This window comes from Azonexus sp. GW821-FHT04F04 (assembly GCF_059420025.1).
Genome location: NZ_JBWKSX010000002.1, coordinates 40,113 through 56,648 on the forward strand (window position 1 = coordinate 40,113; position 16,536 = coordinate 56,648).

Consider the following 16,536-nt stretch of genomic DNA (forward strand, 5'->3'; position numbering starts at 1 on the left):
AGTTATTGGGTTGATCTATCGATTATGAAAGTTGTTCTTTACAGCCGTGCTACCCCGCCGCACGTGCCCGTGCTTTGCGCTTGCGTTCTTCTTCCTCGAGCAGGGCGGGGTCGGCAGCCGGTTCGCTGTCGAGCACCTCAACCGTCAACATGCCGCCCGCCCCATCGCGCTTGCCGGCCGAGGGCGCGGCATCTTCGAGGGCCTTGTTTTCGTTGTTTGTCGGTGTAGTTACAGCAGCAACGGGAGCAACCGCCGCTACCGGGGCTGGAGCCCCGCTGACCCCGCCGGCCGCCTGGATGTTGGTCGCGTTCAGTACCACCCGCGCGCCAAGCGTGATGTTCCCGGTACTGCGCAAACCAGCATCGCCGGCATCGATTGCCCCTTCCGGTGCGAACAGGTCCATGTCGCTGGCCGGCGTATCGTCGCGCGACGCCAGAACCCCGATCCCCGAACCCGACACCGAGTTGGCTGTATCAAGGACGATCTGACCGTTACGTACGACCAGGACCGGCGGCGGTGTCGAGTTCACCGTCTTCGCACCGCTACCGGCATCGATGTTGCCCCGATTTGCCCAAATCATGATGTTGCCGCCGTCGAGCGTGAACACCCGCGACTGATTGACCAGGAAATCGTCGGCAACATAGGCCAGAATATCGCCGCCGTTGATGGTGAAGATGCCCTGATCCGAAGCCACTTTCGACAAAGAAGGCGCTGCCACGCCAACAACGGTACTACCTCCCGGAACGAGCATCTGGATATTGCCACCCTGCTCGGTCTTGATCTGGCTCATCGAAAGCAGGAGGTCGCCCTTGCCGATGTTCTCTTCGGGGAACAGTGCTGCTGCCAGCGTCCGCCCCTTGTCATACTGCGACTGGTCGCCGGTATTCTGGGCAACCCGGCCAAACTCGGTGAGTTTGGCGTAGAAGACGTCGAGCACTTCGGCATCGCTGACGGCCTCGCCATCGATGATTTTCTGATGGGTGGCCTGCAGGCCCGCATTCCTGGCCAGCTCAGCCGCTGAATAGGATTTGCCAGAGGCAATCAGGTTGACCAGTTCTGTTCTGTCCGAGGCCAGTTCGCTGTACAACCCCTGGTAGTCCGGCGTGCCACCGGCGATAGCCAGAATATTGGCGCCCCCCTCCGGCAGATAGGGATTGTCAAGGTTGCCGCGCGTCACGATGCCCTGGGTATCGGCCAGATCGATCGTTCCCTTGGCCTGAACCAAGACAGAACCACTGCCACCAACCTGTATTCCCTTGAGCGGCTGGGTCACTGGCGTGGGCAAATTCCTCGGATCGGTCACCGTCTTGTAGTCGTACTGGATGTCGCCCCCTGCCTTGATGACGCTAACGTCATCGGCATGGTTATGCTGAATATCGAGACTCATGTTCTTGATGTCGCCGCCCGCGTCAATAACGACAGCCTCATTGAACAGGTGCACCTTGTCGTCGATCGCGTTGGTCGCGCGTTGGTCAGCAATATCTCCGGTCAACGCGACGATGCGGCTCGGCTCGTTATCGTTGGCGTGCCAGTTCGTTGCCGAATGCTTCTCGAGGGCGCTTCCTGAATTCAGCACACCTAACAGGACAAAGCCGGTCTCACCGAGCAAACCGTTGCCAAGTACCGGATTGCGGACGCTCGGCAAATATTTTTCGGACAGATCCAGTTGCTGGACCGGTGCATCAAACGCTATCGAGCCCTCAGCCAGCAAATCCAGTTGCCCCGACAACCCCGGCACCTGAACAATCGATCCGCTGATGTCGCCGCTCAGGGCCGCCACCTTGACCTGCGCCGGCACGAGCCGATGGGTCTCGCTGTCGGTCACCCCGTAAACCGTATCCTGCGCTTTCAGGCCGACATCGCCGGCCAGGGAGACGACATCGAGAGCCGAACGCTCGCCAAAGGTACCCAAGCGAACGTTATAGTCACCGGTCACCGTGACCAAACCCGACGTCGCCTTGGCGCCCGTCGTGTAGGTGCTGTTGTAAAGCCAGTTCGTGTTGGCCCACAAAGGGTTGTACACATTGCCCAGTTCGACGTCCTGCCGGCCAACAACATCAACGGTACTGTTACCGATGGCAACGGTCGTGTAGAAATTGTTGTCAATCAGATCGCCATTGCTATTCGTGGTAACGATGACATAGGGCTTGATCGCGTCAGCTGTCAGCGTCACCTTGCCGGTTTCGGCATAGAGCATCCCGCCGATGATCGAGCCTTGCGCCTGCACACTCAGGTCACCACCGCCCATGATCAACGCCCGGTCGGGTTGCGCCTCGCCATCCACGGTCGGCACACGGCCGCTGGTCGGAATAGCAACGATGGCATTGCTGACATCGCCGCCCGCCGTCAGGCTGATATCGCCACCGCCGAATGCGGCGATACCCGACTGGAACGAAGCAACCCGCGACCACCATTGCAGATTCTTGTTGCCCCCCACCCGCATCAGCCATTCGTTGGGGTTGCCTTGATAAACCGACGTTAGAGCAGGCTTTTCAACCTCGATCGAACCGCCGGCCTTCAGCGAGATGTCGCCACCGCCGGTCAGGAAGGCCGAGTACACACCCTTGGCTGTGTAGTTGTTATTGACGAAAGCCGGGTTAAAACCATCAAGGGCCGTCGTATCGGTCACACCTGCCGTATAAATCGCTGCCCTGTCACCAAGCTCAATGTCTTTCGCGGCTGCAATATCGATGCTGCCCGTGCCGGTACGGATCAGTTTGTTATCCGCCAGCACGACACTGCCAGTGGTGGCCGAAGCATCCGTTCCCAGCGGCGAAGCCTGATCGACATCCGCCCCGGCAACGAGCCGGAACGACCAGCTATCAACTCCGCTGCCGACGCGTGCATCGCGATAGATATCAGGCACCACGTTGGTTCCAGAACCGTTCGCAACAAAGCCGTCGGTCAGGGTACCACTGAGCAGCAAATCGCCCTCAGCGCGCAGCGTCAGCGCACCAACTGCACCGGCCGCACTGGTCTTGGCAAAGCTCCAGTCATTGCCAACCAGCAAGTTACCAGTCGACCGGATTTCCTCGCCGACCCGGAAGACCGTACCCAGGCGCTTGTCGGGGTCGGCGGCCTCAACAAAGGCAGTCCCCTTGAGCGCGGACACTTCACTCGCGGTCTTGAGCAAGGCAGCCTGCTCGGCCGTACCAAGCACGAAATCGCCGGTCTTGCGCGTCACCCGTACCGCCTCCAGCGCAACAGTAGCCGCGCCCTGAACGTTGCCATCCAGTTTCACCTTGGCCATGCTCGACCCGACGACGGGTGCCGAAGCCAGTGGCACGTCATTGACTAGCCTAAACTCGCCCTTGCTCTGTCCATCGACATTGACCACCGTATAGACCGCCGTCACCAACCTGTCCGTCTTAAGATCACCGGACTTCAGCACGCTACCGTCAGCATTCTTCAATTCGACCGACGTCTTTTTGGTATCGGCCGACACGATTTCCAGCGTAGATGCGGCGGTATTGTTGCTCTTTGGACGGAATGTGACCGTGTAACCAGGGTTCTGGAAATCAGCAGCCGTCAGCGGCTTAACGGCCGGTGTCAGGCTGTACTTGTTGGCCAATCCGGTATCTACTTCGGCCGCAGTCGATATTTTGAAGACGCCATTGTCGTAGATGGCGACAACGCCCTGGCCTGCCTTGATCGCACCTGCAGCCAGTGCAGAGCCATCGGCATTGACCAGTGCCACCTTACTGTTACCGCCCACGGTTACCGTGGCGCCCACCTTCGATGCGGCATAGGCGTTGAATGAAATCACCGTCCCGTTTGCCAACGAATTGGGGTTGGTAACCCCGATCAACAAGTAATCAGTACTGGCTGCCCCCTGCTTGGTTGTCACCAGCGCTGCCATGGCATCGTTATCGACAATCTCGGCTCCAGTGCCACTGACCAGCTTGCCCAAACTGTCTTGGCGCGGCGCGCGGAACGTCACGCGGCCACCGCTTGCCTTGCTGCCTGTAGCCATCGAGACATCAATGCTGGCAGCTGCAACCTCGCCATCCTTGGCCAAGAAATTGATCTCAGTGTCCAATTCGTCCTCGGCCTTCGTCGCACTGACGCCGATGGTCACCGAACCGCCCTCGCCTGCCGTGCCATCGCCACTACCGACCACTTCCGTGGCATTGGCCTTGAGGGCGCTGCCGGCATGCAGTTCAACCTTGCCACCGACGGCATTCGAGCCATCGGTATCGCTCACCCGGTTGGCATAGAGACCGATAGAACCACCCTTGTTACCGGACGCATCGACGGTGCCAAAAATGCCGATATTGCCGGCATCAGCCGACAACTGGAATTGATGTGCCTTGATCTGCTCATTCAGCACAAGATCGCCAACCCGACGACGGACATCCCAGCTTTCGCTGAGATGGCGGTTGCCGGATGAATCAACGACCGCATTGGCCAGGCGATCAAGCGCAACCGACGCTGCATCGACCACCAGGCTACCCTGTGTCTTGCCGTTGGCCGCGTTGCCGCGCAGAGTTTGCGCCGCAGCATCAACCGTGCCTTTTTCGGCCAGCAGGCGGATCGTGCCGGCATTGCCACCGCCGGCATCGGCGGAAACCGTGGCAACGGCACGTTCGTTGATCTGGACATTGCCTTCCGTCGATTTCAACGTGATACGACCACCCGATGCGTAAGCCGTGGTATCGGCAAACTTCACGGCGGCACCGGCGGCACTGACCAGCGCACCGCTGTCCAGTGTCACGCTCTGCGTACCGGCCAGGGTCAGATCGCCGGCCGCCAGGTCGATATGTCCCGACACCGTAACGCTCTTGCCGGCCAGTTCCAGTTTGCTGCCGAGACCGGCGGCCGTTGTCGGCGTCGTGGCGTTCTCATGGCGCTGGACAGACAAGCCGCCCGTAGCCGTCAGGACATGATCCGCCCCACTCGTGCTGGTCACGCGTCCCGCGATGATGTCGAGTTTGGCATCGACGGGCTGGCTGTTGGTATCAACCCGGCCGCTCTCGACGCGAGTCACACCGCGACCGGCAAACACAAGGTCACCGCTTGCCTTGAGCTCGACAGCATCGAAGCCTGCGATCTTGAAGCCGCTGGTGCCCGCCTTGCGCATCGCTTCGGTCGCGTTGTCGCTAAAAGTAATCTGCTTGGCATCGACATTCAAATCACCGCTGCCGAAGGCCCCGCCAGCGACGAACTTCGCGCCCTCGGGATTGTCATTCTCGAACACCACCTGTTTGGCGGAAATATTGGCGACACTGTTGTCACCGCCATGTCCGGCAATGCCGGCAGCCGAAATAACCAGTTCATTGAGCGTGGCCGACCCCAGCGTTGCATCGCCGTAGAGGTCAAGCGTCGAATAGCTCACCAGGCGCATTTGATCGACATTGGCGAACCGCTCCAGATCAGCCTTCTTCAGCGTAACGCCGTCAGCCGGCACCGAACTGTCGGCCACCACGTTGATCCGGCCGGCACCGATGCTGATCGCCCCGCCGCCATCGCGCGAACCGTCGGCCAGACGCTTGCCCGGGGAAACCATACCGGCCAGCTCATTGCCGCGCGTCGCATCGAATACCAGCGACTCGCCAGCCACAGCAGCAGTACTTTCGACCATCAAATCGCCCTGCAGGCGATTGACGCCGCTCCGGCTGACCTTGACCTGGCTGCCTTCGGCAACGCGCAGGAAGGCGCCGTCGCCGGTCAGCGCAATGTCTCGCCCCGTCGCATCGCCAGCCGAGTCGATCTTGCTCTTGCCTGCCACGGTCAGCATCTCGCTAGCCGTCGCCAGAATCTCGCCAGCGCTCAGCGCCGTTCCGCCCTCGCGGTTCCCATCATTGTTGATCAGTACGGAACTGGAAATTGTGTCGATCTGCGTGCCGGCTGCCGTCTCCGTACGCACCCCGCCGAGCAACAGGCTGGCGATCGTCACACCTTCGAGCTTGGAGGGATCAACCACCGAATAGCCCTCCGGCGTATTGCCCTGGTTGCTGACATACAGCTTGGGCGCGGCCAGATCCAGCGCCAGCCCTTGCGCGGCGCGATTGCGCCCGTCAGCGGCGCTGATTTCGGCCGCGGTCTTGGCCACGACGCTGGGATTGAACTCCAGACTGCTGCGGCCGACTACCGATAGATGACCGGCATCGCCGGCCAGACGAACGCCGGCTTGGTCGTAGAAGAACGACGAAGCCGTCGTCAGCGTGTATTTCGCCCGGTTGGCCACCACCTCGCTGCTCGCCAGCTCAAGGGTCAGATGCGACTGCGAGTAAGCCGTCGTCGAGCCGTCGGCGTTGAGTGCTTTGAACGCACCGGCCACCAGCCACGAACCGTCGGGCTGGCGCTCAGAGGCGGCCAGAACATTATCGTTGCCGCCTTTCACCGTCACCAGATAGGCACCGGGCAGCACGGCATAACGGGCCGGCAAAAGAACATAGCTGCCACCGAGGCCGAGCGTGTTGGCACCCAGCGAGACGGCATCGCCGACCTTCAACAGCGGCAACGAACCATCGTCGGTCGTGGCATAAGCGGCCAGGAGTTCGGCATCGCTCGCGCTGACCCCGTTCCAGCCCGGCACGATGGCGAAGGTCGTCGTCGAACCCTTGAGCACATCGCTCTTGCCGCCCGGACCGGCGGTAAATTCCCAGGCCAGCGCCTCGCCACCGCCCGAGAGATCGAGTTCGGCGCCGGTCTGCACCTTCGACACGGCGGCATCGATCACAATGCCTTTGGACGGCAGAGCCTCGATTTCGCTCCCCTGGTAGTTCCAGCTGCTTCCAGATTCGCCGGTAGCGCCGAAGAGCAAGCTGCGATCTGCTGCCACGGAGGTTTTGCTCCCCGCGGCCAGCGTCACCGTGCCGCCCGGGGCATTGAAGACAACCTCGCCGAGCGGTGCGGAAATCGTGCCCTCGTGGTTTATGGTTTTGGCCGAAAATTCCAGTCGACCGTAGGGAGACAGCGATACGTCGGCCGAGGCGTCCACCGGGCGTGTGATGGCAATGCTGCCCTTTGGATCGGCCAGCAGGTCGATACGGAAATCGCCATAGGTCGATGGGCTGAGGCGAGCGGCCGAGAAGGTCAGCGCGCCGGAAGCCGTCATCTGGCCATTGAACAAACGGCCGTCGGTGCGGTTCTTCACCGTGTTCTGGACGCTGTCGAAATGGATGGCCCCCGTGCTGGTGAAGGTGCTGTTGTCGAAGCCGCTCCAGCCGAAGGTACCGACCAGCCCGATGTCGCGGGCTGTGATCGACGCATCGGCCAGGCCAGTCCCGGCCACCACGGCAGCGCCGGCCCCGTCGCGGAAATTGCCGATGCGCGCCGTGGCCGCCGTCAGCTTCAGATCGGTCGTATCGTCGGCGGCCCTGAAGTTCGCCGCATTCATGCTGAGATGGTTATTGACCGTCGCCTCAACCGTGCCGGCAAACACGATGTCGCTCTGGCTGGTCAGATACCAGGAACCGAAAGCCGCGTCGTTAACCGAACCGAAATCCTGCAACAGTGCGACATCAAGCTCCGCCTTGCCGTTGTAGGTTTTTGCATTGAGCACGGCGGTACCTGCCAGGTACTTGGCAGTGTCAATGTCGGCCGGCCACAAAGCCTCATGGTTTTCCCGGCCGCTCTTTTCATCGGTAGAAGCCGTTTCTTCGGTGGAAGCCGTTTGATAAACCGTCAGCACGCGCCCCTGAGTCAGCGCGTCAATCACTTCCTGAGTCTGTCCGACGCCGGCCCCCCACGGGTTGACCTCAGTCTTCACTGGATCGGCCGTAAAGCGCAGGGCAAAGACACCACCGAGCGCATCCTTGCCGCCCCTGGCCTTGAAGTTGCCATCGAGGAACATGCCACTATGTGCCGCCAGGCTGACCGTGCCACCGGCACTGCCCAGCGAACGCGCCGCATAGGTATAGCCGGTTGCCGTAGCAGTCGCTGCATTCAGCGTACCGGTGGCGCCCGAAACATCGATCAGCGCGCCTTCGCGCATGATCAGGTAGCCGAGGCCGGAATCAATGCTCACCGTCCCCCCGGCCAGCACCTCGCCCCGATAGGCTTGCCTGGCCAGCAGTTGCCCGGCCGAAATTCCGGCATCCAGCGCTTGCTGCGTATCGGCATCGAGCACCGTCGTGCCGCCGACCAGCAACTTGCTGTTCTCGCCGAGGTAGATCGATTCGGACTGCTTCTTGCCGGCATCGATCAGGGCGTTCTGGACCGCCGCATTCAGATCACTAGTCATTTCCGCGCGACCCAGCTTGATCGTGCCGCCAGCCGCTTCCAGCGTGCCCAGCACCGTCATCTGACCGGCCGCTTCCAGCGTCACGCTACCCTTGGCAGAAGCGCCGACATAAGCGTTTTCGGCAACGGTCAGACGCCCGCTGTAGATATCGGTCGTCGTCAGGCTGATGCTCGTCGTCCCCGAACGTAGCGCTTCGGGCAGAACCTGCGTTGCGGCAAAAGAGGCGATGGTGGTACCGGTAGGTCGCTTGAAGTAGTCACCAACAGCGAGCAGCGACCAGTTGAGCGGATCCGGTTTGAAAATCTTCTGGACTTCCGCGGACCCACCTTCAACGGTCAACGCGGATCTGCCGGTGAAAATATAATTGTAAAAACCGCCCCTATCGAGCACATCCTCGGTTGCAACAAACCCCTGGCCCGTATCGCTGCTTGCAGCATGGCCCAGCGTGACCTGCGACGAGGTAATCGACAGCGTACCGCCCTTGCCGAGCGCCATCCCCGACAGGGTGCCATCAAGGAACAGGCTGTTGCCCAGCCCGAATTCACCGAAACCGCTGCCGCTGGTCAGTGCGATCGATCCAGCGTTGCCCTTCTTGAGGGAACGTTTGGTGTTGACCTGGCCGCCACCGTCGACGGAGATGCTGCTGCCGCCTTGGATATCGAGGTCATGCGCCGAATTCAGAACGATCTTGCCGCCGTTCAAGGCCAGCGGCGCCGTGCTCAATTCGCCGTCGAGAAAATCGTTAACCCAGACGCCGGACGTTGACAGGCTGGCGCCATCGGCAACGATCAGATTCGAGTACACGCCATCCAGATTGTTCGGCGCATCGGGCACCGACGCACTGCGGTCAACGGTCTTCAACTCGATGCTGCCGGCCGGCGCGCTGATATCGCCAGCCAGATAGATTTGTCGCCCGGTAGCAGCAAATTTGCCACCTGCCGGCAGATTCAGCGAAATCTCAGCCGGGATGTCGATCCGCCCGTCACTAGTAACCGAGAAACGCGAGAACCCGGCATCGACCAGGGTTTCCGACAACTCCAGCCGATCCGGCCCGGCGCTATCCTGCGTCAGACCGGCGGCTGAGTTGGCCGCTCCCTTGACGAACTCCACCTGCGCCTGGAGGAAGGCAGCGTCCTTCTCGGCTTTGCTGGCCGTATCGCGATTGGCGACGGTGTAATGCTGGCCGCCATCCTGGACGATCAATTGCCCGCCCAGCGGAATCGCGCTGCGACTGCTCGCCGGATCGCCAACCTCGCGCTGACGCGTACCCACCGTGGTATTCGCCTGCAACTGCCCGTCGACAGCCAGGCGATTGCCGCGAATCTCCACGGTACCGGCGCTCTTGCCCTCGACATAAGCCACTTCGTCGCGCGTTGCCGTGGTCAGTGACAAATACTCAGCCCAGACCGGCGCATCGTTGAGACGATAGGACTTGCGTCCGGCCAGCACCCGCGACTCCTCGACGCTTCCTGCCGCGAAATTGACCACGCCACCGGAGACATCCAGCGTAGCCCCATTCTTGACGATGACATTGCCTGTGGATACCAACGAGATCTTGCCGCCGGTGCCTGCCAGTTCGTTGGCTGTCAGGCCGACATTGTTGAAATAGCTGCTCAGGTCGGCGATCTCGACGGCGTCACGAATGTCGACCCAGGCTTTCTGGCCGCGCAGCACGTCATTGCGCTGGACGGGATTGTCGGCGAACTGGTCGCCGCGCAACTCGACTTCAACAAACAGGTCGCGAACCGATTTCTGGGCGCTGATACCGGAAACATCAATCTTCGCACCCTCGGCCACGTAGATACCGACATCGCTTTGCGCCGTTCCTTCGACGCCCGGCGTCATCGTGTCGACGACGAAAGCATTGTTTTCGCTGAACGCCGTAGCTGAGCGGAAATCGACATTCCCCCCCTTGGCCTCGATATCGGCGTCACCAACAACGATTTTCTTGCCCTGCACTGCTACCGACGACGTGACGAAATGTTGGCTAGCGGTCAAGGTTTTGCCATTGCTGCCATCAATGGCGATCTCCGTGCGGCTGCCATCGGAAAAGGTGACCGTACCGCCTTCCTTGCCGAAAATGAAGTCGGTCGGCTTGATGTTCTTGTATTTTGGATCGTAAGCCAGCACCCCATCGACACCGTAGTCGCGGGAAATCTGGAAATAACTGCTGTCAGCAATATCCTTGGTTGCAGTGGCGATCACGTAATCGATCAACACCATGTCACGCGCCTTCAGGTTGATCGATCCGTTGGCCGTCGCCGACGTCGAAGCGTAGAGCGAACCGGCCTGAACGATCTGATGCCCGACCATGGAGATGTCGCCGAAACTGGCCGAGATCGAGCCGGTGTTGGTCACGGCATTTGCATCAGCGCCGCGGGAAAGCGCCACCAACGAGTCGATTCCGCTCTTGTTGGCATCCTTGACCAGCAACGGATTTACTTCCGCCGTGAAACCGCGTAGCGCAGACGAATAAGCCGGCTTCAAGTAGAGGTCGGCACCAGCGGCGAGCAGAGCCTGGCCGTTCGGCGTGCTGATGCTGCCACCCTGATTGACGCTGCCGCCGGCGAGGACGACATAGCCCCCGCTGGCACTTTCGATTTTTGCCCCATTTTCAACGTTGACCGTAGCACGGCGATATTCGCTCAGCGCCCGCGCCTTATCGGCTGCCGCCGTGCTTTCATCGCTGCTGTCGAAGGTCGCGTAATTCCGGTTCAAATAGAAGGCGCGCGAACGGACGTTGGTCTGCCCCAGCAGTCCGGATGAAACGATGCCCGGATTCATGCCCAGCGCCGAGGCAACAAAATTGTTCGCCGATACCCGGGCATTCGCGCCGAAAGTGATGCCCAGCTCGTTGACCAGCACGAACTGGCCGCTGGCCTTGAGCACGCCGTCGATCAGCGAACGACCGGCGGCCAGATTGTCCAGCTTGTTGGTCGAACCATCGACCAGGCTCTTGTCCGGGTCGTAGACATAGTTGTAGGCAACATCGCCCGTTGCCTGCACGAACTCGACCGTCTTGCCCTGCCCGACGTTAAAGCCGGAATACCAGTCGATCTCCGCCACGCTGCCGCGCTGGTTGATGGTCAGGCGGTCGGTTTCAGTCGTGCCCGAAACGAGCATGGTTGAGCCATTGAGATTGACTGCCTTGGTCGCATTGACGACGCCCTGCTGATTGACGATCAGGCCGGCCAGTGTCACCACACCGTCCCGGCCCATGTTTACGCTACCCGTGGCCGCGTTGGTCACCTTGCCGTCCAGCGTGGTGCTGATGCCAAGATCGTCCTTTCCGGTAAAGGAATCCGTCTCGACCAGAATGCCGCGCAGGTTGGGATCGCTCGGCACGGTCAGGATGACCTTGCCGCCGGCCGCCAGGATCGTTTCGGCACTGCCGCCACCGTCGACGCCGATGCTGCCCTCGTTGGTCACCGAGCGGGGCGCAATCAGTACCACCTTGCCGCCGTCCCGGGTATTGATCGTGGCGCCAGTCTCGACGACCACAGTCGACTTGAAATCGCCGACTTTCCCCTCGTAGTTAAAGGTCAGGCTGTCGCCCGAGGCGCTGGGCAGGCCGTTGGTCAGCAGCCGGTTCATCATGGTGTCCGACATGCCGAGCGCCGAGGCGACCAGGCCGCCGACGTTCACCTGCGAGCCGGAGCCGAACAGGATGCCGTTCTGGTTGATCAGGTAAAGCTGGCCGTTGGCCGTTACCTTGCCGTAAATCTGGCTGGGGTTGCTGTCCCAGATGCGGAACAGGGCGCGCGACAGCGCATCCGGCTGCTTGAGTACGAAGGCCGCATCGCTGCCGACGTCAAAACTGTCGAAATTGAGGCCAAGCATGCGGCTCTGAGTGGTCACCGTCATCGTATTGATGCCGTTGATCATCGCCGTTGTCGGCTGGCCGCCATCGACCGAGCCGGCAAAGACGAAAGGCCGGGACGCCGACGGCACCGGCAATTGCGCCGCCACCGGCCGCGCCGCCCAGGCGCCATCCAGCGCCGCGAACGAAACCGCCACCCCGAGAACCACGGCCGCTACCCGCTTGCGTGCACTCTTCTTGCCGCGTCCGCGCACACACTCGGCTACCGCCACCCAGGCGTTGCGCTCGACATTGAAGACCAGCCGATAGATTCCGTGGTTCATGTTTGATTCCTGTTCTTTCTGTGTCCGGTCTAAAACTCGTAACCTAGGCGCGCATGCACGCGCTGCGTTCCGGACGTGGTTCGCGGACCATCCTTGAGTGCCTGGCCAATATCGACAACGACTAACGGCCCGCCCTTGCTACCCTTCAAACGCAAGCCGATGCCGGCGCTGGCCAGCGTGAATTCATCGGTTTGCCCGGGCAACGGGCTGTTCAGCCAGACCTGCGCGCCCTCGACAAAACCAAGCAGGCGCAAGCCTGCCCCGCCAATTTCAAACAAGGTCGGCGTCTTGACCTCGGTGCGCAAACGCCAGCCGACATCACCGGCGGCCTCACCCTCGTAATAACCGCGCACGGTATCCATGCCGCCGGCCAGAATCTGCTCCGGCGAGACCAACGGCTGCCCGGCAATCTGGAAATCGAGCTTGGCCAGCCCTTCCCAACCAAGCAGGCGCTTCGAATAACTCAGGTCGCCGCGAAACACCGCAAAACCGGGGCGGGCATAAGCCCGGCGGCAGGCAAACTGCTCCATTTGCACGCCCTGGCAGTCCACATCGCGCGAGTTGTAGCCAGTATTGACGACCAGCCCGAGATTGCCGGCGAATTCGCCTGACTCGCCGAAACGGCTGAAGGTGTATTGGGCCACCAGCGGCATGTAGCGCAGCGGCGTTTCCTTCCGGTCGGCCCCCAGCGCATTCTGGGTTTCCTGCAGATTCTTGAAATCGGCGCCAAGCGACAGCGAATGGAAGAAATTGGCGATGCCGGCCGGCTGCGGCAACGTAAACGACATCCGCCCGCCCAGCGTCGTGCCCTTGCCCACCACATTGCTACCCACTGCCGAGGCGATATTGCTGTTCGAATGCTGAATGAAGGCCGACAGCGAGCGCGTCGCACTCAAAGGGGCGCTATAAAAACCGGCCAGCACACTGACCTCGTCCGGCTTTTCCGGCGAAACCACGTAATTCAGCCCGGCGCTATGCTGTTTCTGGAACAGGTTGGTGTAGCGCAGCCCGGCCTCCAGACGCAACAGCGACGTATCCGGACTCTGCCGGTTGTTGAGCTCGACGTTGCCATGCAGGGGCAATTCGTCCTCGACGGCCAGTTCAACCTCCATCGTGCCCGGGCGCGCACCTGGACGCAGCAGCGGCGTCACCCGGCGGTCGGCCGACCGGCCGGCCTGCGCCAGTTCGGCCTGCATGGTCGGGAAATGCGGCACCTTGCCCGGCGCCACTTCCGGCACCTCGGCGCGCAGGTCGCTGCGCGAGGTGTATTGATTGCCGCTGACCTTCAGGCGCTCAACCTGCCCCTCAATGACCTGCAGGCGGATGACGCCGCTCGCCACCGACTGCTCGGGAACGACGACGGAAACCGACAAATAGCCCTGCTGCTGATAAGCCGCCTCAAGCGCGGCACGGGCTTTTTCGACATCGGCCACCAGCTTGCCGGGGCCGAGGGAGGGATAGACGGCGCGCTCGATCTCGACTTCATCGAGCACCGTATTGCCCTCAACCGAAAACTCAAGCAGATCGAAAGCGCCCGGAGCCGGTGCGGCCAGGACGAGGGAAGCCGCGCCCAAAAGGCCGGCAGAAAGGAGAATTTTGTAGACATGCATAGCCCGAGGATTATCGACAGACGACGTTACCTCCCTGTGAAACCAGGGGCATAAAACATGAGCCGATCGGACTATTCGGGCATCGGCCATGGCCGCACCGGCTCTTATCCGCTGCTCTGCGTATCGCCGCCGGAACTGAGACGAGGGGTGTTTTCCGGCCGGACGGATTGGGTTTCGGGTCCAAACTGCACAATGAATCGACTGAAGCAGACGACAAAAAAACGGCCCGGAAAATCCCGGGCCGTCCTCATACTGCGAAAACCAGCCGTTGCCGGCTGGCCCGTGACAGCAACGATTAGTCGTTGTAGTTACGGTTGTACGGGGCGCACTGGTTGCCACCGAGATACACGGCATCCAGAGTCTGGGCGCCAGTGTAGCCATTCGGATCGCCCGGGATGGCCATGGCGACGTTCTTCAGGTCGCCGATGACGCCCAGCTTGGCCGGATCACCAGCGTTGGCGACGAACTTGTTGAGCAGCTCGAGCTTGGCGCCGGTGGTGCGCGACGGAATGTTGAAGGAGATCCAGCCCTGGAGATCCCAGTCGCCATTTTCGTAGGCTTCCTTGGTCGGGAACTTGCCGGTGCCGGTGGTCACCGGGGCAGCAGAGGTCACGTCCCAGGTCATCTTGCCGGCGCCGTCAAGCGAACGGAACTGCCAGTTACCGGCAGACTTGGAGTCCTTCAGACTGTCCATGGACAGCACACCGATGGCCTTGTAGCCGCCAGCGCCGAAGTTGACGGCAACGGCATTGCCGTCGCGATCCTTGCCGGCGAAGGTGCCACCAACCACGGCCTTGTCCAGGCAGGACTTGACGTCGTCGGAGGTTGAGTTCTCGATGACGATCAGGCCACCGGCGCCATTGGCGGCGGTGAAGGCACGCGTACCGGCATCCCAGGCGCCGGAAGCATCGCGGTCAGCCGGCTGCTGCGAATCGGCTGAGCAGGGATAGTTGCCAGCCCACAGGTTCATGACGGCCTGCGTGCCGGAACCCGGCACGCGGCGGCAGACGACGATTTCGCCGGACAGGCTGCTGTCGACCGCATCCCAGGTCCCGACGTTGCCGGTCATGATGGCAGCGACGGTGGAACGGGTGAACTTGACGGAAGCCGGCACGTTGCTGGTGACCGGGATGCCGAAGGACAGGCCGTAGATGGCGGAGGAGGTGAGTTCGGCACGCTCGGCTTCGGAAAGCGCATCGGCGGCGACTTCGCCTTCGGTATTGACCGGCGACTGGAACAGGATCGGGGCGACGTCGGAAACACCGGCATCCGGAATGCGGCTGTTGGTGGTGCACTGATACGGGCTGGAGGCAGTGCCGGCACCGGAGGAGCCACAGGTAGCGTCGGTAACGTCGAGCGAGGTGATCGACGTGTTGCGGGCAACCGGATTCACGCCATAGACCGAACCACCCTTGAGACGGTAGATGATGATGGTCTTCTCGCCAGCCCAGGCGCCGGTACCGGCAGCCAGGGTACCGGCGATGGCGACGTAGTCAGCCTTGTCGACAGCCGAACCCTTGGAGCTGGCCAGGGAGAAATACTTGGTCGTGCCGGTGAACATCGTGCCGATCATGTCGACGAAGCCCTTCTGGACAGCAGAAGCACCGGAAACGAAAACAACGCGGCCATTGGCATTGGCGGTATCGATGAGGTCTTTGGCGGTAGCATCGACGGCAGCGTGGGCGGAACCGGCCATCGCGGCGAAGGCGGCGGCGCAGAGCAGAGCGGATTTCTTGAGTTGCATGAATTTCTCCTGATGGATTCAAGACCGGCGCCCATCAGGGCGCCGGCGAAGACAAAAATTACTTGGCGCGGCGACGAGCCACGAAACCGATCATGCCCAGACCAGCCAGCAGCATGGCGTAGGATTCCGGCTCCGGCACGGCGGCGACGTTCAGGGTGGAACCATCCCAGTAGGCCTTGACGCTCTGACCATCGACGTACGGGGTGTAGACCGAGGTGGCGACACCGGTGGAGGCAGCGTCAATACGCATGAAACCAAGGCCACTGGCGTAGCTGTTGTTGGCGACAGTACCGGCATTGCTGAAGAACAGATAGCCGCCCGCAGTGTCCTTGAAGGCAGACTTGCCGGCCCAAGCTGCGCTAGAAGAACCAACCGCGACGGAATCGGCGGCGCCGATCACGCCGTTGACTGCCGTTGCGAAACTTTGGGTATTGTTGGCAGCGGTACGGGTAACGTCGTTGGTCTTCTTTGGCGACGGCAGGGTGGTGTAGGTTTCCAGCAGGCGGTTGGCGCCCGACTTGTCGACAGCGACGATGTTCCACTTCAGGGCATTGACATCACTCACGCCAGCCAGGAAGGAGGTGAAGGTGGCGTCGGCAGTCCAGGACAGATTGATGTTGCCAGCTGCGCTCAGCGTGGCCTGGAAGCTGTCGATGGAATAGCCGAGGTCACGGGTGTAGGAGCCGGAGGCATCCCAGACATTGAAGAACAGGTCGCCATTGCCGCCAGCACCATTGTCGATGGCAGCGTTAGCGCCGGTAGCAGCGGCAGCCATGACAACGGCAGCAGCGAGAGTCTTGAGAGAAAACTTCATTGAAAACCCCTTTTGAAAAATTGACTGTGCTCCAGAG

Annotated in this window: 4 protein-coding genes; all 4 read right to left on the reverse strand. The window is 61.4% G+C overall.

Features of this window, described 5'->3' with window-relative positions; translation table 11 throughout:
• Nucleotides 1-49: 49 nt before the first annotated feature.
• Nucleotides 50-12,331, reverse strand: coding sequence for a filamentous hemagglutinin family protein (locus tag AC07TV_RS05595; RefSeq protein WP_494647420.1), 12,282 nt, complete (start codon nucleotides 12,329-12,331; stop codon nucleotides 50-52).
• A gap of 29 nt (nucleotides 12,332-12,360) precedes the next feature.
• Nucleotides 12,361-13,941, reverse strand: a complete 1,581-nt coding sequence (locus AC07TV_RS05600; protein ID WP_494647421.1) for a ShlB/FhaC/HecB family hemolysin secretion/activation protein — start codon at nucleotides 13,939-13,941, stop codon at nucleotides 12,361-12,363.
• Nucleotides 13,942-14,236: 295 nt separating this feature from the next.
• Nucleotides 14,237-15,685, reverse strand: a complete 1,449-nt coding sequence (locus AC07TV_RS05605; protein WP_494647422.1) for a hypothetical protein — start codon at nucleotides 15,683-15,685, stop codon at nucleotides 14,237-14,239.
• Nucleotides 15,686-15,743: 58 nt separating this feature from the next.
• Nucleotides 15,744-16,499 (reverse strand): FxDxF family PEP-CTERM protein, encoded by a 756-nt coding sequence (locus AC07TV_RS05610; RefSeq protein ID WP_494647423.1) that lies wholly within the window; start codon nucleotides 16,497-16,499, stop codon nucleotides 15,744-15,746.
• Between the last annotated feature and the right edge of the window lie 37 nt (nucleotides 16,500-16,536).